Origin of the sequence: Chroococcidiopsis cubana SAG 39.79, assembly GCF_003991895.1 — a bacterium.
In the GTDB taxonomy this organism is placed as follows: Bacteria; Cyanobacteriota; Cyanobacteriia; order Cyanobacteriales; family Chroococcidiopsidaceae; genus Chroococcidiopsis; species Chroococcidiopsis thermalis.
The window spans coordinates 87,123-102,317 of sequence record NZ_RSCK01000014.1 but is presented as its reverse complement, the minus strand read 5'-3'; the positions used below and the strand labels follow the sequence as shown (position 1 = coordinate 102,317).

Sequence of the window (15,195 nt, the reverse complement as noted above, 5' to 3'; positions counted from 1 at the left end):
AAGCGATCGCGCAAAGGCGCTAAGACGCAAAAGGGTTAGCTTGTGGTTACTTTAAATTTTGAGTTTTTAGTTGCTAGTAATTGCTGATAAATATTGTCGTGTGCTTTGGCGATCGCAGACCAAGTAAAGCGATCGCTTAATTGACTGGCTGTAGCACTGAGGCGATCGCATTTCGCTCGATCTGGAATGAGTTTGAGCAAAGCCTCGGTTAGTGCTGTGTCATTGCGAGTTGGTATGAGTTTCAACAGATTTTCAGCTAATAAATCGGGATCTGGTGGAGTGCTGCGAGTAGCAATTACAGGCAAACCATGCGCCATTAAAGCCAGTAAGGAGCCGCTTTTGAGCGTCACGCCATGATTGAAGGGTAACACGCCCAGATCGGCTCCAGAGAGGTAGTGAGAAGCTGTTTCACCACTTACGTAACCCGTCATGGAAACGCGATCGCTCAGATGGAGTTCCTTAACTAATAGTTGCAGCCGATCCCAATAAGATTTCGCTGCTTCTGCCTGTAAAGCTAAACTTTCTACACCTCCCAGTAATAACAATCGCGCCAGGGGCTGTTGAGTCACAACTTGCCTAAATGCCGATAACAAATACTCGATGCCTTTAACAGGATGCACAAAGCCAAAAAAGACGACTACAAAACTATCTGACAACCAACCAAATTGCTGTCGTAGCTGCTGTCGCGCCTGTTGGCGATCGATCGGAACTACTGTAATGTTTGCGGCGATCGCAATTCGGTGCAAGCGATCGGTATAATTTGGCATTCGTTTGAGGATGACACTTTCTGCCTCGGCGTTAGTCGTAATAATGGCATCGCTTCCCGTGAGTAAAAAACCATCTTCTCGATCCCACCATCCCCGCTGTTGTCCCCACATTTTCAGCCATTCCAAAAACTGAGGTGGAATTCCTTTTGGTTGCCATTCCCACCAACCATACTCATGCACGGTGGTGACAATTGGTTTTCGGTAGCCAAAAATTCGTAATAGGGGTGGTAGGAGAAAAATCGGGCGTTGAAAGCAGTACGTCCCAGCTGCGTGTTGAATGTGAAGCAGATCGGCAGCAGTAGATTTGACAGCACGGACTAGAGATAATATTTGAGACAATCCCCAATCTGTCACGACTCCCTTAACATTAGGGTCGTCGATCGCTGTTGCCGCAGCCTGAGTTGTGAGTACGATCGAATTCACCCCCTGTTTTGCCAGTGCTTGTCTCAAGTAAGCAGTATAGTGGGCAGTACCACAGCGATCGGGTTGATATGTACCTGCAATAATAGCGATGGTAGTCATTAGCAACAATTTTATTTATAATTTATTTTCCTTGCCCTTACGTCCTATTGGTACGCACATTGGTGTTCCCAAAACTGGATCGGCAACAATACGACACTCCAGCTCGAAAACCTCTTGGATCGTATCTTCAGTCATCACTAGCTTTGGCGATCCAGCGGCAAAAATTCGACCATCTTTGACAGCTACTAAATAATCGGCATAACGGCACGCCTGATTTAAGTCATGCAACACCATCACGATTGTCCGTCCCTGATGGTTTAACTCATACAACAAATCTAAAACTTCTATCTGGTGGGCTAAATCGAGAAAAGTCGTCGGTTCGTCCAAAAGTAAAATCTCCGTGTCTTGCGCCAAAGCCATCGCAATCCAAGCTCGCTGTCGTTGTCCGCCTGATAAAGTGTCTAGCGATCGCTCTGCTAGCTCTATCAAATCTGTAATCAAGAGTGCCTGTTGAACGATCTTCTCATCTTGTACTGACCACTGTTGCAACCAGTTTTGATAGGGATAACGCCCTTGTGCTACTAAATCCCGTACTGTTAACCCTTCTGGTGCGACTGGAGCTTGAGGTAAAATTCCTAACTGTTGGGCGACTTCTTTGGTAGAAAGCTGCAAAATCGAAGTGCTATTGAGATAGACCGCACCACCACGAGGTTTGAGTAATCTTGCCAGTCCCCTTAATAACGTCGATTTACCACAACCATTTGCACCAACTAAAGCAGTAATTTGTCCTGTCGGGATTGCCAAATTCAAGTCATGGATAATCGGCGTACCGTCGTAAGCTAAAGCGAGATTTTTGGTTGACAATCCTTTCATAAGCTCGATCTCTAACGATGACGAATTAACAAATAGAGAAGATAGGAATGCGTAGTCCCAGCCTTAATGGTTCGGGATTTGAGTTTTAATTGCGAACTATTGACAACAATTCTACAGATAAACGATCGGAGGAAGTCAGAAGTCAATGATTTTTAGCTGGCTTTAATTTTCATCTCAGCCGGAACTCAGAGTTTTTGCTTAGCGTGTATGAGGTGCGATCGCGCTTATACAAATCATCGGTCAGAATATATAAATGATGAAAAAACGAGATTTTTTACACGCTAGTGCAGCAGTAGTTGGCATGGCGCTGTTATCGCGTTATCTACCTTGGAGATCGGACGATATGGCAACGGCAAATAATGAATTTGAGATCGAAAAAACTGAGGCAGAGTGGCGCAAAACATTAACACCAGAACAGTTTCGCGTCCTGCGTCAACACGGAACCGAACGGGCAAGGACTAGTCCCTTAGATAAGCAATATGGCAAAGGTACATATGTCTGTGCTGGTTGCGGCTTACCACTATTTACCTCGGAGACTAAATTCGACAGCGGTACTGGCTGGCCCAGCTTTTTCACTCCGATTGAAGGTGCGATCGCGACATCTGTAGATAAGTCACTGTTTATGACCAGAGTTGAAGTCCATTGTCGTCGCTGTGGCGGGCATTTGGGTCATGTCTTCGAGGATGGTCCCAAACCGACTGGTAAGCGTTATTGCATGAATGGTGTGGCAATGAACTTTATTTCTAGCTGATAGAACAGCTATGTATGCGCAGGGGCGGGTTTATCTAAAATATCTATCAGAGTCAAAGCTGTTGGAAAAAACCGCCCGTACAAAATTCGTGTCTGTCTTAATAGCGATCGCATAGGCTACCGCATTGGCGCTGGAACCCACTGCTGAAAGCTATCTAAGTGACTCCAATAAGCCATGTATCCGGTCAGCGCCCAAATTAATGCAGCGGCAATTAATCCGACTGCTCCAACGATGCGCCACAAACGATTATTTTTAAAGTACCAGAGTGTTGGTGCGGCACAAACTCCAGCTAATCCCGTCAAAATGAAGCCGATGCCTGAGAGGATAGGTTGTTTCGTCAATCCTAAATTTATCAGGCGTACGCCTACTAAGATTGCGACTAGCCCAGCAAAGAAACCATAAATCGCTAAAGTAATTAACTCCCAGCCTTTAGCCAAACTAATAGACGTACCAATAAACAGGATGCCAAACAGAACGCTCGTTTCACCAAATGCAATATTGAAACTGCCTCTGACAGTCCAGGTTAATGTCATGTGCAATCCAGTGGTAAGTGCGATCGCGCCCGTAATTCCAAACCCAGGAATCCATTTGTTTTGGTAGGGATCGTCCAAGCCAGCATAGACATAGTATGCCAGTAAAAACAACCCAGCGACCATATTAATCAACATCAGCGTGATGTAATCGATAAACACAAATAAACCTCATCAACCAAAAGTAGATTTTCCGAAATCTAGCCTGAGAGTCTTGAAGCTATATAACAACAGTTCAATTCTAAATTTAAAACTCTATATCAAAACTGGGGTGCAAACTATAACTGCACCCCTTATTATTTGCTCTTTTATTTCTCCTGCCAATCGCTCTAGTTTTACAGCAGTACCACTTTACGGTTTTACTGGTTGAGCAGCGGCAGGCAGACGTTCGGGCTTTGGCTTGCCTGCCCAAGGCGGCGGACCCTCAGCAGGGCGAATTTCAATCGTGGAACCATTAGCACGAGTGATAGAAAAGGCATCAAACTCGCCACTTTTTTTGCCGATCTCGCCTCTTACACTTACTTCTTCCCCTGGTTTGAGATTAATTTCTCGCCACCAACGGGGACCAGCATCGACAATAATTTCTCCCGAACCATCTCTAAGAGTGAAATCGTTACCAACAACGCTGACGACTTCGCCAGAAATGACTGTACCTCTGGCACGTTGTTGTAGATCGCCAATTCTAGTTGTACTTTGCGCTTGGGCAAAGCTAGGCAACATAGGAATAGCGATCGCGCCCATAACTGCTGTTAAGGCTAAACTCAAGAATGCTCCATGCTTCATAGTTATTTGCCTCCAATATTTTGCTTCTAGTTTTCAGTATAAAAATGATGCAAATATGACAACAAGAGGTCAGAAATTAGGAGTCAGCAGTCAAAAACTATGACGTGACTTCATAAAATAGCTAAGCTAGATTGCATTTTTTAGTTTTTGAGCTATTAAAGATTACTGAGGAATGTAACTCAAATTACATCTTGAGATAGAGATATTCAATTCTTATATTTGACACAAACTCTCCAAAAGGTAGATCCATCTAGCTAAAGGAAAGTTTTAGCATCGATCCCAACAATAAAGAAATCTATTGGGAGAAAAATTCATGAGTGAAGCAAGATCTAAAGAAAAAGTTACCCGTAATGACGAGATGGATACCTCAACAGCAGATCGGGGCATCATTCCAGCAGAGGTAGCAGCTCGTATGGATCGTGAAGGTGAAGATTATCGGGAAACAGCTGAAGAACAAGCGGGTGCTGAAAGCCTTAATGTTACAGGTGGTGCTACTGTAGACCAAGAGGGTTTAGCCAATAACTATGCAGTTGAACCCGAAATGTATTACGAAACTCCAGGCGATCGCACCGCTATCAAAGAAGCAGAAGAAGCCGAACGCCAGCAAACAGTCGAAGCACTAGATGAAGACGAACAAGGCAAGCTGACTGAAGAAGGCGACCAACGCCACAAAGGACCGGGAATCATTTAATCCTGCAAATATTGGAGACAGCTAAATACTCCAGAGGTCAGCCGCTTGACAATCTTGCAAATTGATTGAAGCGGTTTTTTGTTGCTTATTTGCCTTAGAATAATCTGACGTTGCGGCATTGCGTGGAGCGAAAATCGTGGCAGAGGCAAAAATTGGCATCATTGGAGGCAGTGGACTCTACAAAATGGAAGCACTTCAGGATGTAGAAGAGTTGCAAGTTGATACGCCTTTTGGTGCGCCCTCAGATGCATTAATTGTGGGAACCATAGAAGGAACGCGGGTAGCCTTTCTCGCCCGTCACGGTCGCAATCATACGCTTTTACCTTCAGAATTGCCTTTTCGTGCCAATATCTACGCGATGAAACAGTTAGGCGTAGAATACATCATCTCTGCGTCTGCTGTTGGTTCTTTGAAGGAGGAAGCGAAACCTTTAGATATGGTCGTACCCGATCAATTTATCGATCGCACGAAAAATCGCATCTCGACTTTTTTTGGTGAGGGAATAGTTGCCCATATTGCTTTCGCCGATCCGGTATGCGATCGATTAGCGGGAATTTTAACTGAGGCGATCGCCAGTCTCAATCTCTCAGATGTTACCCTACATCGTGGCGGAACTTACGTTTGCATGGAGGGTCCAGCCTTTTCTACCAAAGCAGAATCTCACCTTTACCGCAGTTGGGGTGCAACGGTTATCGGTATGACCAACTTACCAGAGGCAAAGTTAGCCAGAGAAGCAGAAATTGCCTACGCTACCCTAGCCTTAGTAACAGACTATGACTGCTGGCATCCAGACCACGATAGCGTTACCGTCGAGATGGTAATTGCTAACCTGCAACGTAATGCCAAGAATGCCCAAATGGTAATTCAAGAAACGGTACGGCGCTTGAGTAAAAATCCTCCTGCCTCAGAAGCGCACTCCGCTTTAAAGTATGCTATTCTTACACCCCTAAATAAAGTGCCTGTGGCAACTCAAGAAAAGTTGGGACTGTTGTTGAAGAAATATCTATGAAATTGATATGAAAGAGCAATTTCTCAAATGGATAAATCTTGCCCTAGTAGCAGATTTCTTTCTCGTCCTCTTTGCTTTCTTCTGGCTGGCGATCGCAGTTGCTGGTCACGTCTTGCATTTACCTTTGGGTTTAGACTTATGGTATAAGCTGTGGCAACCTGTTTTTACTCCCGCGATCGGTATTCTCATGGCTGGAACGATTATTAGCGGGTTGGCGAGTTGGGTAACAAAGCGGCTCAATTCTGCTGAGAATTGAGCCAAATGTAAATAAGTTACACAAATTGGTGCGCGAACTCGCACATCAAATCTATCCTTCCTTTGCGTAACATTGCCGGGTCTAATCTTTCTGTCGTATTGCAAGTCATCAACACGACTAACTTTTGTTGCTCCTGAATGCCCGATTCATCAATGACACTTTGATATAACGTGCCATCGAGTAAGCTGAGAATCCGCTCGGTTTTATAATTTGATTGTGCGATTTCTGTAGAGCGATCGGGAGCTAAGTTATCAGCCTCGTTGATAATAATGCAAACTCGTTCTAAATAACTCGGCGGAACAAAATTCTCTACAGCCGCGTGGTCGAGGATAAAAATAATATATCCCAGTGGGGCGAGAATTTCTTTTGCTACGGCTTGCGCCCAAACTGTCTTTCCCGTACCAGGATTACCATACACTAATACAGCCAATTGGTTTTGGGTAAAAACTTTCTCTTGAACGGCATCAGTAAAACTTTGTACGTCAGCCGGAAAAGAATTAATAGCAAACTGACTGTGAACTTGTCCGATCCGACTTTGGTAGCCACTTAACATCACGGCAAGATCGTAAGTGACTTTGTTTACCAATGGTGCGAGTTTCTTTGCCATTATAGTATAACGGCGATCGCGATCCATACTATAAAGTGGATCGATTCTCAGCCAAATTTCATGTTCCGACCAATACGCAAAAATACTACCAATACTTTTGAGTTTATTCCATTCAACAAATTTTTCTGGTGGGTAATAGAAATATTTTCCAGTACTGTACTGCGTAATTAGATCTGGACGACCTAAAAAACTTAAGAGTCTAAAAATAGTAATCTCTTCTAGTTTTAACAGAACTTGTTCAATCGGAATTAAATCGCGTGTCACCGACTTAACAACAGGTGTCTCAATTGATAAACTATCTCTATATCGATTATCTGGCGTAAGTGGTTCGGGCGTGATGAAGTTCCAGAACTCATCAATTTCTTCTCGCGTAGTTTCGTAGAATAAGTTTAAAAAATTTGCCCACCAAGCATAGTGTTCTCGACCGAGTGCATCAGCAATATAGCTGACTACATTCATAGCTTTATGAGATACTTCCCACGGATTATTCAACCAAGTTTCCCAAAGATAATTTAGGTCGATGTCTCTATTTAGGGGTTGCCATCCAGCGCCTATTAAGTTAGGTTCTTTTTGCTTTTTGTACATATTTTTGTGTCATCGATCGCTAAAATATATCTAAACTTGCTGAATCCAGTTTAGTCTTGCTTTCCAAGCAATATAGTTATTGAAAAATGAATTTAATTGCTTCTTTGCTATACTGTTTCTTACTAACAGCATAAATGTTTTTGCCATATATCGTTTGTTTTGAATTTTAACTTTTAACTTTTGACTTTCGCCAAATGGGGATAGTAGAACTCGAACCTACAACCCCCCAGGTTGGAATCGAACCAACGCTCTCCTGTTCTTCACACAGGTGCTACTACCAACTGAGCTACCAGGGGATGACGAGAGTGGGGGAATCGAACCCCTAAATCCACAAAATAGGTAATAATATTCAATTTTTAAGGTTCAAAAAAGGAATTTTTAACTATTACAAATACCATCGATTTTCTAAATAATAAACTTGTTGAATATGACGCATAATTTCGATGGCTTTTGCTTTTGCGCGGCGAGAATTTTTATTTTGGGCTGATTCTAATGCCGTGCGATCGCAATTAGAATCAGATTTATCGCATGGGAAGTCTGAAGGCTTTTCACCTCGATTAATTATGTGAATGTAAAACATTATTGTTTCGGGATTAGATTTGTCTCTCGACTCACTACATATATACTACAAATTGTATTACAAAAATGTCAAGGGTTTGGAGAAACTTTTTTTGAAATTGGCTGTAGCTCTTGTAGAAAATGGATTTAAGCGTATTACAGAATTGTAGTATAGATGGGTAGTACTAATAGTTTATTTATCCAGGTGCGATCGCACGACCGAAGGTAGGTATGCGCGTGTCAGTAATAGCTGTGATTTTGTGTCGCGCATCAGCCGTAGGCGTTAGCGATAGCGAAGGCGAAGCCGTTAGCGTAGCGTTAGCCGCAAAGACGCAAAGTGGTTCCTCACAAGATAGACGCAAAGAAGAACACCAATTACCCATTACCAATTACCCATTACCAATTACCAGTAATAGGACGCACAAAGAAATCCATGCGCCCTAAACAGACATTCTTTTGACTTTTAACTTTTAACTTTTGACTTGCTTAGCGATCGCTCATTGCAGCACTCATTTGAGATTCTTGCCACAAATGAAATAACAATAACTCGATCGCGTAAGACAAAGATGTGACAAACACGCCTGCGGCATTCTCAGCATCGGATGCTAACCAAAATCCTTGCAAGCAGATTTCTACATATTCTGCGTCGCACTTTTCTAATGCAACTTCATCTGTCCCATATCGTTCGATCGCGGTTGCGAGTGAATTCAACTGTGGTAAATCCCCAGGTAATAGAAATGAAGCTGTGCTAGGTTCTATGCAAATGGATTCGCCTACGCGCAGGGCGAATATGGCTCGCATTGCAACCCACTCTTCTAAGGATTGAGTCAAATGCTCTAAGTGAAAACCAGTTTCAGTGTAATTCAATTTCAGCATGAGATAGAGTTTCCTCCTATGTCTGGCGGGAGATGCTCCGAGCGCCAGAATTTTTCGGCAAAAGCAACTGTTGGATGAATCGGTGCTTTGGGTTTAGAGTGCAGTAACATTCCTGCCTGGTGTGGGGTGCGATCGCTTTTATACTGGTTGCATTGTTCGCAAGCTGCCACAACGTTATTCCACGTATGTAATCCACCCTTAGAGAGAGGAATGACGTGATCGATTGTCAAGCGCTTGTTATTACCGCAATATTGACAAGCGTAATTGTCTCTGCGTAACACTTCCCTGCGATTCACAGGGGGAATCTTCCAAATTCGTTCCGTACTGGTAAACGTGAGACGAATATAGGAGGGAACAGCCATGACTAAATTGGGCGATCGCACAAATAATTCTGTCTCTTGCCCAAAATCAAGTGCTTCAGCTTTACCCAGAATCAACAGCGCGATCGCACGCTTGACGTTGATGCGACTGATGGGTAAGTAATTTTGCGAAAACACGACTACAGGTTGCTCTAACACTTGACTTGCGATTGCCACAGCCGTACTCCTCCTATAAAAAATGTTGTCCTCAAAAATTTCTAGACAAAAAACACCAAACAAAAACCCCCGTTTCTAATTAATTCAGAAGCGGGGGCTGAAATTTCTGTAAGTGGTTCTACCCTGATAAAGGTACAGTTTTATACCTGTACCTCCCGCTATCTAGTTGTGTTCGTGGTTCTGACGAATGTAGCTCAATGCTTCCATAGCCAAAATTATCGTTAATTTCTGCGGATTGTGCTTGACTGAGGCGATCGCCTAGCCGCCAAAATCTGGCTGCACCACCCATAAACAAAGACTCCACCGCCATAGCTACTGATTCCCAACTGCCGAGACAGTTGGCGCAAACCAGTAGAGGAGAGATGAAGCCTAAACGTTTCACTGAAGTTATACCTAATGCAGAGAGTTATTTAATCCTTACTTTAAAGATACTACACTTGTATTACTGAGTTGTCTAGATCTTTTAAGGAGAATTCATGATGCATACACTCACTCGCATTCCTACAACAGACATGGAAGTTACTAGCATCCGTCTAGAGAGGGAATTAAAAGAAAAATTAAAAGAGATATCCGGTAACCAAGGATATCAAGCTTTGATCCGAGATATTCTGTGGAATTACGTACAGCAAAAATCAGGTGATTGGAAACCGAAATTTTCTCGCGCTGATATCCGCGCTAGTATTCCAGCGACAGCACAAACAGAGGAACGCTGCGTTTTGACGGGACAAACGATCCAACCACAAGAGGCTATGATGTTAGGATTTACCAGCAACGGCGACTTAGTACCCTTGAGTATGGAAAGTTTGGCAGGATATGAAGAGAGCAGGGAGCAGGGAGTAGGGGCGAATGGAAGTCAAAAGTCCAAAGCTAAAACTCAAAATAAATTACTTCTTTGTCCCCCTTGTCCCCCTTGTCCCCCTTGTCCGCCTTGTCCTCCTTGTCTCCCTTATCCCCCTCAGCACTCTTACATCCCCCTACCCCCCATAAGCTGTATATTCTGTCTCCTGAAGGGTACGGAAGGCATACTTAAGATATAGAGGGAAATTACCTAACGGAATCTGCGGAGTACCTCTGACTCACAGCTTTTATAATCAGGGAAAATACCGATCCAGCGATTTTTGAAGCAAGATAATCTAGATAATCGAAAATACAAATTTTGCTGTTGCAGTAGAAGTCGATCTAAGTTTTTTTAAATTTAGTACCTGCTTGGTCGCGCTCTGGCTAATTTGGGCATCCTAAGTAGGAAGGAGTAATCTAAGGTGAGAAAGCGTGTTAGCCAAGACTGGACTGTTTATAAAAAATCTGCTATCAACCGCTGGAGTAGGGATACACTCAAATCGCTATCAACTGAAGTTGTCCGGTTATCATCTACAAACACCTCACGGATGAAAAATGTTTCTGTTTCATCAGACTCATCCTTACCAGAGCGATCGCCCAAAATCTCCCTCACACGAATGCAGCCAGCAGAAGACTTAGCTCAACTGGGACAACAGATCCTTCAAGTCGCATTGAGTCACTCTGACTCAGAAACAGCACTAACGCAAATTGCCAAATTACTTGGAGAAGTGTTTCAAGTAGATGGCTGTATAATTACGTTTGCCCCTGGAGTCACAGAAACATCGGTAGTGGGTTCGTGGTATTTTAATGCAGCAGTCTCCGTCTCGCCGCAAAAGCTCCTTCAGCCACTCCAAAAGTTAGCAGCGACAATTCCCACTCAAGCTAGCTTGCTGGCAATTGACAATCTTCATGCTCTAACCCATGAAGCGTTAACAGAAGATAAAGACTTCCCACCTACAATTAAAGCAGTATTACAAATTCCGATTTGGGAGCAAAATAAGCTCACTAGCGTTATTAGCTTGCTTTGCTACGATGTCCGTCAGTGGGATGATGAGCTAGCTGCAAATGCAGCTCAACAACTCATGACATCGCTATCAATCGCGCTCGCTCACCTCGCCCAAGCCCAGTCTGTCGCTACTCTACAACGGCAAATCCAGACAGCTGCTCGTACTAAAGCTTTACTTAATCAACTCACAGTCGCCAGCCGCAGCTCGATGGAGCTGAATCAAGTGCTGCAAATGGCGATCGCGGGTACAGCTCAAGCTTTGGCAGTCAGTCGCGCCTCGATTCTGTTATTGAAGTATGTCGAGCCACAACTGAGAAACAGAGTCAGAGAAAAACTACCTAGAGCTAAAGCAACAATTGCCAGCGAATGGTGTCAGGACGTAGAAGCATATACTTGTGGAGCGCATCATAGCAAGAGCGCCGAACAGTCTTTTTGGCTTTCCGAATGTGGGTTGTGCCAACAAGCGCTCGTGAATTCACCGCAACCAATAGCGATCGCCAGTAAAAGCGATCTACAGTTGAGCGAGCTAACATCTTGTTTAGCGCCAATTTTTGATTTTTCGCAATTTCCTGCTGCCTTAATTTTACCAATCGAAAGCCAAGGGACAGTATTAGGCTTTTTAGTTTTGCAACACTGTGGCGATCGCCACTGGCATCCAGAAGAATTATCGCTGGTAGAGTTGGTTTGCGCCCAAATTGGGACGGCAATTATTCAAAACCAAACGCTACGTCAGGTACAATCTCTCGTAGACGACCGGACTTTGCAACTCCAGCGCAGTCTGGAAGTTCAAAGTTTACTTTATGAGAAAACCCGCAAGCACAACGAACAACTACGTCAACTCAATCAGTTAAAGGATGAGTTCCTCAGTACGATGAGCCACGAGTTACGCACACCGCTAACTAGCATGAGTTTGGCGATTCGGATGTTACGGCAACAAGGAATTACTCCAGAGCGTCAGGCTAAGTATTTGGATATTTTAGAAGAACAGTGCGATCGAGAAATCAACTTGATTGCTAACTTGCTCAAGCTTCAGCAACTTGAATCAAACCAAGCACCGCTGAAATTAGAAACTATAGATCTCAAAGTTAAACTGCAAGCCTTATCTCAGTCTTTCAGACAAACTTGGGTAGATAAAGGATTAAACATTCAGTTAGATATCCCAAAATCTTCTCTACTAGCGCAAACAGACGAGGAAGCGTTCGATCGCATTCTTCAAGAACTTTTAACCAATGCCGGGAAGTATTCTCACCCAGATACAACTGTAGTTTTGCAAGTCACGCATCAAGTCGATCTTCAGCTTAACCAAATTGTTTTACAACTGATCAACACTGGTGCTGGTATTTCTGAAGAAGAAAGAAAGTATATATTTGAAAAATTTAGGCGCGGTCAAGGTGTGACACAGCAAGCCATTCAGGGTACAGGATTGGGACTCGCTTTAGTAAAATGCTTAGTACAGCATTTAAATGGCAATATTGAAGTAACTAGCAATCCGACCGATGATTCTGCTGCCGCCTACGCAACCTGCTTTACTATTACCCTACCACAGACCTTTGCTCGTTAAAGTTTAACTATCTACAGTTTAATTATCATCGAACAGTGACTCAACAGTACGACGAATCCGATCTCGATTTCGAGCTTGATGATACCAATGGCGACGACATCGATGCTGCATCTTCAGCCGAGGATGTGGAAGTACAGACAGAAGAATTGGCACACCGTCAACGTCAAATTACCGCTAAAATTCAGATCTCCCACCCCGTAGAAAAGGTGTGGCAAGTTTTGACAGCCTACGATACCTTAGCCGATTTTATTCCTAACTTAGCGGTGAGTCGGCGGCTAGCTCATCCTCATGGTGGCATTCGTCTAGAGCAAGTTGGAACTCAGCGATTGCTGCGTTTCAACTTTTCTGCCAGAGTCGTTTTAGATTTAGAAGAAAAATTTCCCCACGAAATTCATTTCGACATGGTTGAGGGAGATTTAAAAGCTTATTCTGGGAAGTGGCTGCTAGAACCTTACTTTGTATGTGAAAATCCAGGCACAAATCTCTGTTATACAGTGCGAGTATTGCCCAAGCGTACTATGCCTGTAGCAATTGTCGAGCGCCGCCTGCGGCAGGATTTGCGATCGAACCTGCTAGCCATTCGCCGCCGCGTTGAGGAGTTATAGATAGCAGGGAGCGCACGAGCAGATGAAAAAGTCTTGGCACAAATAAACAAAAGAGGTAGTATTTACTACCTCTTTTGTCTTTCATATACCCCCAGGGGAATTCGAATCCCCGTCGCCTCCGTGAAAGGGAGGTGTCCTAGGCCTCTAGACGATGGGGGCGCGTCTGAGTTCAACCTTATCTAGGTTAGCGAATCTAACGAGTTCTGTCAACACTTTCAGCAGAAAAAATTCGCTCCACTCGATCTCTAGCAGATCGAGCCTATGTAAGGTTAGAAGAATTGCGCAGTCGCATCAGTTGACGACGCATGTGGGAAGAGGCTTCTAGCTCAGAGATCTCTTTGGTTTTCACGCAGGAGTGCAAAGGCTCTAAGTATTCATCTGCACCCGCTGTAAATGCGTCAATCAAGAGTTCTAATAATTTTTCGCGATCGTTCAAAACACAATTTTCTTCAATCAGCCGAAATTTCAAATGAATTTCACACTCGAAAACACCGACTTCTATCTGTCGATTTGGATGTGATGCTGCGTCAGGATTCATTGCTTTAAACAAATTCTAATTGGGTGTGCAGTTGCTAGTAGAGTTGTCTGAAATACATCGCTCTCAGCATCGCTAGCTTTACCAAACATTTAGTTGAGACTCTAGCTGATGCTGATGAAAGCATCTCCAAGCAGTTATTGCTAGTAGCTTTCCCCATCCACTGATGCTCGGTGCTTGGCTCTTGTCTCCCTCCTGTGGTATTTTTTACCAAACCTCCTGCTAGGCAAAAAGTGCTTGCATCGCGCTCCAGCTAGTAGCAGATAGTAGTTTTGTAAAGAATGTCGTATTTGCATTTACCGATCTCGTTATACGTTCATAGATACAGTAAACGGCGCGTGCCAGCCCAGGTTATATGATGAAAATTTAGGAGTCGATTTAAGAGACAACTACTATTATTCAACCTTTAAGATTAATTACAGTAAAGTTTGTGTAAGGAATTTGTAAGGCTTTCAATAGTTTTTTGTATTTCGCCTGCACTACGGATAAAGTTTAGTTTTAATTTTTACAAATCTGGATACAGTAGTATTAGTAATATTGCTGCTGCTTCCTGGAAAGGGTCTTTACCTGAAACCATTCCATGTCAATTCTGGACTTTATTTGTCATCCGGTCAAATCAGTATAAATAATTACATCAATTTGTTTCAGCAGCTTAGGGCAGGATAACTTGTTAAAAATTTGTCTTCCCGCGAAGCGAGTCGTGAGTCATGGTAAATTCTCCGTAACTCTCGATTGGCTTTCTCTCGTCTCTTCCAGCGATAGGATAAGTAAAATATCATGGTATAAGCCTTTGGAGACTGCTGTTAATGAGTACTTGCGTTCGCGGTTTAATTTTTGTAGTTGATGATAATATCGATACCGATCAGATCATTCCCGCAGAATATTTAACGCTGGTTCCTTCCAAGCCGGATGAGTATGAGAAGCTTGGTAGTTACGCCATGATTGGCTTACCAGATCGCTACGGCAAGTTTATTGCTGCCGATGAAATGAAAACACGCTATCCAATTATTATCGCTGGAGAAAACTTTGGGTGCGGGTCGTCTCGCGAACATGCACCAATCGCTCTTGGCGCTGCTGGAGTGAAAGCAGTCATCGCTCAATCTTACGCGCGAATATTTTTCCGTAATTGTGTTTCTACAGGCGAATTATATCCTTGGGAGTCTGGCGAGCGACTGTGCGATCGCTTCGTGACTGGACAAGAAGTCACGGTTGACTTTGACAAAAATCAAATCATCAATCATACGCTAGACCAAACCTATTCTCTAAAATCTCTAGGAGAGATTAAACCTGTAATTGATGCTGGTGGTATTTTTGCTTACGCTCGTCAGACTGGAATGATTGCTGCTCGGTAGTCCGCGATCGGTTAT

The 15,195-nt window shown here is 43.5% G+C and carries 18 protein-coding genes, 2 tRNA genes and 1 pseudogene; 9 read left to right on the top strand and 12 right to left on the bottom strand.

Annotation, left to right across the window (positions count from 1 at the left end):
- Nucleotides 1–35: 35 nt before the first annotated feature.
- Together DSM107010_RS11790 and DSM107010_RS11785 are read right to left on the bottom strand one after the other, a co-directional pair.
- On the bottom strand, nucleotides 36–1,289 hold the full coding sequence (locus DSM107010_RS11790) for a glycosyltransferase family 4 protein (RefSeq protein ID WP_106167856.1): 1,254 nt from the start codon (nucleotides 1,287–1,289) through the stop codon (nucleotides 36–38).
- Nucleotides 1,290–1,304: 15 nt separating this feature from the next.
- Nucleotides 1,305–2,102 carry an ABC transporter ATP-binding protein gene (locus DSM107010_RS11785; protein WP_106167855.1) on the bottom strand — a complete coding sequence of 266 codons (798 nt, stop codon included), beginning with the start codon at nucleotides 2,100–2,102 and terminating at the stop codon, nucleotides 1,305–1,307.
- 256 nt (nucleotides 2,103–2,358) lie between these two features.
- Here DSM107010_RS11785 and msrB point away from each other — a divergent pair, with 256 nt between their 5' ends.
- Nucleotides 2,359–2,853, top strand: a complete 495-nt coding sequence (msrB, locus tag DSM107010_RS11780) for a peptide-methionine (R)-S-oxide reductase MsrB (RefSeq protein WP_106218586.1) — start codon at nucleotides 2,359–2,361, stop codon at nucleotides 2,851–2,853.
- Nucleotides 2,854–2,969: 116 nt separating this feature from the next.
- Here msrB and DSM107010_RS11775 read toward each other — a convergent pair whose 3' ends face one another.
- The gene (locus DSM107010_RS11775; RefSeq protein WP_106168907.1) at nucleotides 2,970–3,545 is read right to left on the bottom strand and encodes a DUF981 family protein; all 576 of its coding nucleotides are present in this window, start codon (nucleotides 3,543–3,545) and stop codon (nucleotides 2,970–2,972) included.
- A gap of 189 nt (nucleotides 3,546–3,734) precedes the next feature.
- Nucleotides 3,735–4,166, bottom strand: coding sequence for a NirD/YgiW/YdeI family stress tolerance protein (locus tag DSM107010_RS11770; protein WP_106168906.1), 432 nt, complete (start codon nucleotides 4,164–4,166; stop codon nucleotides 3,735–3,737).
- Between the two features lie 313 nt (nucleotides 4,167–4,479).
- On the opposite strand from DSM107010_RS11770, the gene DSM107010_RS11765 reads away from it, so the two are divergent.
- From DSM107010_RS11765 to DSM107010_RS11755, 3 genes are all read left to right on the top strand, one after another.
- A complete protein-coding gene (locus DSM107010_RS11765) occupies nucleotides 4,480–4,857 on the top strand; it encodes a hypothetical protein (protein WP_106168905.1) in 378 nt (125 codons plus the stop codon).
- 136 nt (nucleotides 4,858–4,993) lie between these two features.
- Entirely contained in the window at nucleotides 4,994–5,866 is an 873-nt protein-coding gene (locus DSM107010_RS11760) for an S-methyl-5'-thioadenosine phosphorylase (protein ID WP_106168904.1), read from the top strand.
- Nucleotides 5,867–5,873: 7 nt separating this feature from the next.
- Nucleotides 5,874–6,122: a hypothetical protein gene (locus DSM107010_RS11755; RefSeq protein ID WP_106168903.1), complete on the top strand. Its 249-nt coding sequence runs from the start codon at nucleotides 5,874–5,876 to the stop codon at nucleotides 6,120–6,122.
- Nucleotides 6,123–6,138: 16 nt separating this feature from the next.
- Here the strand turns inward: DSM107010_RS11755 and DSM107010_RS11750 are convergent, their stop codons facing one another.
- Both DSM107010_RS11750 and DSM107010_RS11745 read right to left on the bottom strand, forming a co-directional pair.
- Nucleotides 6,139–7,314, bottom strand: coding sequence for an AAA family ATPase (locus DSM107010_RS11750; protein WP_015156444.1), 1,176 nt, complete (start codon nucleotides 7,312–7,314; stop codon nucleotides 6,139–6,141).
- A 222-nt stretch (nucleotides 7,315–7,536) separates the two neighbouring features.
- Nucleotides 7,537–7,610: transfer RNA gene (locus tag DSM107010_RS11745), tRNA-Phe, on the bottom strand.
- Nucleotides 7,611–7,757: 147 nt separating this feature from the next.
- On the opposite strand from DSM107010_RS11745, the gene DSM107010_RS42190 reads away from it, so the two are divergent.
- A complete protein-coding gene (locus tag DSM107010_RS42190) occupies nucleotides 7,758–7,883 on the top strand; it encodes a hypothetical protein (RefSeq protein ID WP_255410077.1) in 126 nt (41 codons plus the stop codon).
- Nucleotides 7,884–8,069: 186 nt separating this feature from the next.
- Here the strand turns inward: DSM107010_RS42190 and DSM107010_RS38355 are convergent, their stop codons facing one another.
- From DSM107010_RS38355 to DSM107010_RS11725, 4 genes are all read right to left on the bottom strand, one after another.
- On the bottom strand, nucleotides 8,070–8,255 hold the full coding sequence (locus tag DSM107010_RS38355; RefSeq protein WP_146139846.1) for a hypothetical protein: 186 nt from the start codon (nucleotides 8,253–8,255) through the stop codon (nucleotides 8,070–8,072).
- 103 nt (nucleotides 8,256–8,358) lie between these two features.
- Nucleotides 8,359–8,748, bottom strand: a complete 390-nt coding sequence (locus DSM107010_RS11735) for an alr0857 family protein (protein WP_106168901.1) — start codon at nucleotides 8,746–8,748, stop codon at nucleotides 8,359–8,361.
- Nucleotides 8,742–9,284: an HNH endonuclease gene (locus DSM107010_RS11730; protein ID WP_015156440.1), complete on the bottom strand. Its 543-nt coding sequence runs from the start codon at nucleotides 9,282–9,284 to the stop codon at nucleotides 8,742–8,744. Before DSM107010_RS11730 ends, DSM107010_RS11735 begins: the two co-directional genes overlap by 7 nt.
- A gap of 118 nt (nucleotides 9,285–9,402) precedes the next feature.
- On the bottom strand, nucleotides 9,403–9,666 hold the full coding sequence (locus DSM107010_RS11725) for a hypothetical protein (RefSeq protein WP_015156439.1): 264 nt from the start codon (nucleotides 9,664–9,666) through the stop codon (nucleotides 9,403–9,405).
- Nucleotides 9,667–9,763: 97 nt separating this feature from the next.
- Between DSM107010_RS11725 and DSM107010_RS42920 the strand changes: the two are divergent.
- The 3 genes and pseudogenes from DSM107010_RS42920 to DSM107010_RS11710 all read left to right on the top strand — a co-directional run.
- Nucleotides 9,764–10,096 (top strand): annotated as a pseudogene (locus DSM107010_RS42920) (ribbon-helix-helix domain-containing protein); the annotation flags it as partial.
- Between the two features lie 447 nt (nucleotides 10,097–10,543).
- Nucleotides 10,544–12,688 carry a GAF domain-containing sensor histidine kinase gene (locus DSM107010_RS11715; protein WP_127023024.1) on the top strand — a complete coding sequence of 715 codons (2,145 nt, stop codon included), beginning with the start codon at nucleotides 10,544–10,546 and terminating at the stop codon, nucleotides 12,686–12,688.
- A 35-nt stretch (nucleotides 12,689–12,723) separates the two neighbouring features.
- Nucleotides 12,724–13,293: an SRPBCC family protein gene (locus tag DSM107010_RS11710; RefSeq protein WP_015156436.1), complete on the top strand. Its 570-nt coding sequence runs from the start codon at nucleotides 12,724–12,726 to the stop codon at nucleotides 13,291–13,293.
- Between the two features lie 86 nt (nucleotides 13,294–13,379).
- Here the strand turns inward: DSM107010_RS11710 and DSM107010_RS11705 are convergent.
- Both DSM107010_RS11705 and DSM107010_RS11700 read right to left on the bottom strand, forming a co-directional pair.
- Nucleotides 13,380–13,452, bottom strand: a tRNA-Glu gene (locus tag DSM107010_RS11705).
- Nucleotides 13,453–13,552: 100 nt separating this feature from the next.
- Nucleotides 13,553–13,831 carry an Npun_R1517 family heterocyst differentiation transcriptional regulator gene (locus DSM107010_RS11700; protein ID WP_106168326.1) on the bottom strand — a complete coding sequence of 93 codons (279 nt, stop codon included), beginning with the start codon at nucleotides 13,829–13,831 and terminating at the stop codon, nucleotides 13,553–13,555.
- A gap of 803 nt (nucleotides 13,832–14,634) precedes the next feature.
- On the opposite strand from DSM107010_RS11700, the gene DSM107010_RS11695 reads away from it, so the two are divergent.
- The gene (locus tag DSM107010_RS11695) at nucleotides 14,635–15,180 is read left to right on the top strand and encodes a LeuD/DmdB family oxidoreductase small subunit (RefSeq protein WP_106168325.1); all 546 of its coding nucleotides are present in this window, start codon (nucleotides 14,635–14,637) and stop codon (nucleotides 15,178–15,180) included.
- Nucleotides 15,181–15,195: the final 15 nt, after the last annotated feature.

What these genes read in the sequence shown, in the direction of transcription:
- DSM107010_RS11790 (WP_106167856.1), bottom strand. Translation starts at nt 1,289, where the DNA reads ATGACTACCATCGCTATTATTGCAGGTACATATCAACCCGATCGCTGT.
- DSM107010_RS11785 (WP_106167855.1), bottom strand. Translation starts at nt 2,102, where the DNA reads ATGAAAGGATTGTCAACCAAAAATCTCGCTTTAGCTTACGACGGTACG.
- msrB (WP_106218586.1), top strand. Translation starts at nt 2,359, where the DNA reads ATGAAAAAACGAGATTTTTTACACGCTAGTGCAGCAGTAGTTGGCATG.
- DSM107010_RS11770 (WP_106168906.1), bottom strand. Translation starts at nt 4,166, where the DNA reads ATGAAGCATGGAGCATTCTTGAGTTTAGCCTTAACAGCAGTTATGGGC.
- DSM107010_RS11765 (WP_106168905.1), top strand. Translation starts at nt 4,480, where the DNA reads ATGAGTGAAGCAAGATCTAAAGAAAAAGTTACCCGTAATGACGAGATG.
- DSM107010_RS11755 (WP_106168903.1), top strand. Translation starts at nt 5,874, where the DNA reads ATGAAAGAGCAATTTCTCAAATGGATAAATCTTGCCCTAGTAGCAGAT.
- DSM107010_RS11750 (WP_015156444.1), bottom strand. Translation starts at nt 7,314, where the DNA reads ATGTACAAAAAGCAAAAAGAACCTAACTTAATAGGCGCTGGATGGCAA.
- DSM107010_RS42190 (WP_255410077.1), top strand. Translation starts at nt 7,758, where the DNA reads ATGGCTTTTGCTTTTGCGCGGCGAGAATTTTTATTTTGGGCTGATTCT.
- DSM107010_RS38355 (WP_146139846.1), bottom strand. Translation starts at nt 8,255, where the DNA reads ATGGGTAATTGGTGTTCTTCTTTGCGTCTATCTTGTGAGGAACCACTT.
- DSM107010_RS11735 (WP_106168901.1), bottom strand. Translation starts at nt 8,748, where the DNA reads ATGCTGAAATTGAATTACACTGAAACTGGTTTTCACTTAGAGCATTTG.
- DSM107010_RS11700 (WP_106168326.1), bottom strand. Translation starts at nt 13,831, where the DNA reads ATGAATCCTGACGCAGCATCACATCCAAATCGACAGATAGAAGTCGGT.
- DSM107010_RS11695 (WP_106168325.1), top strand. Translation starts at nt 14,635, where the DNA reads ATGAGTACTTGCGTTCGCGGTTTAATTTTTGTAGTTGATGATAATATC.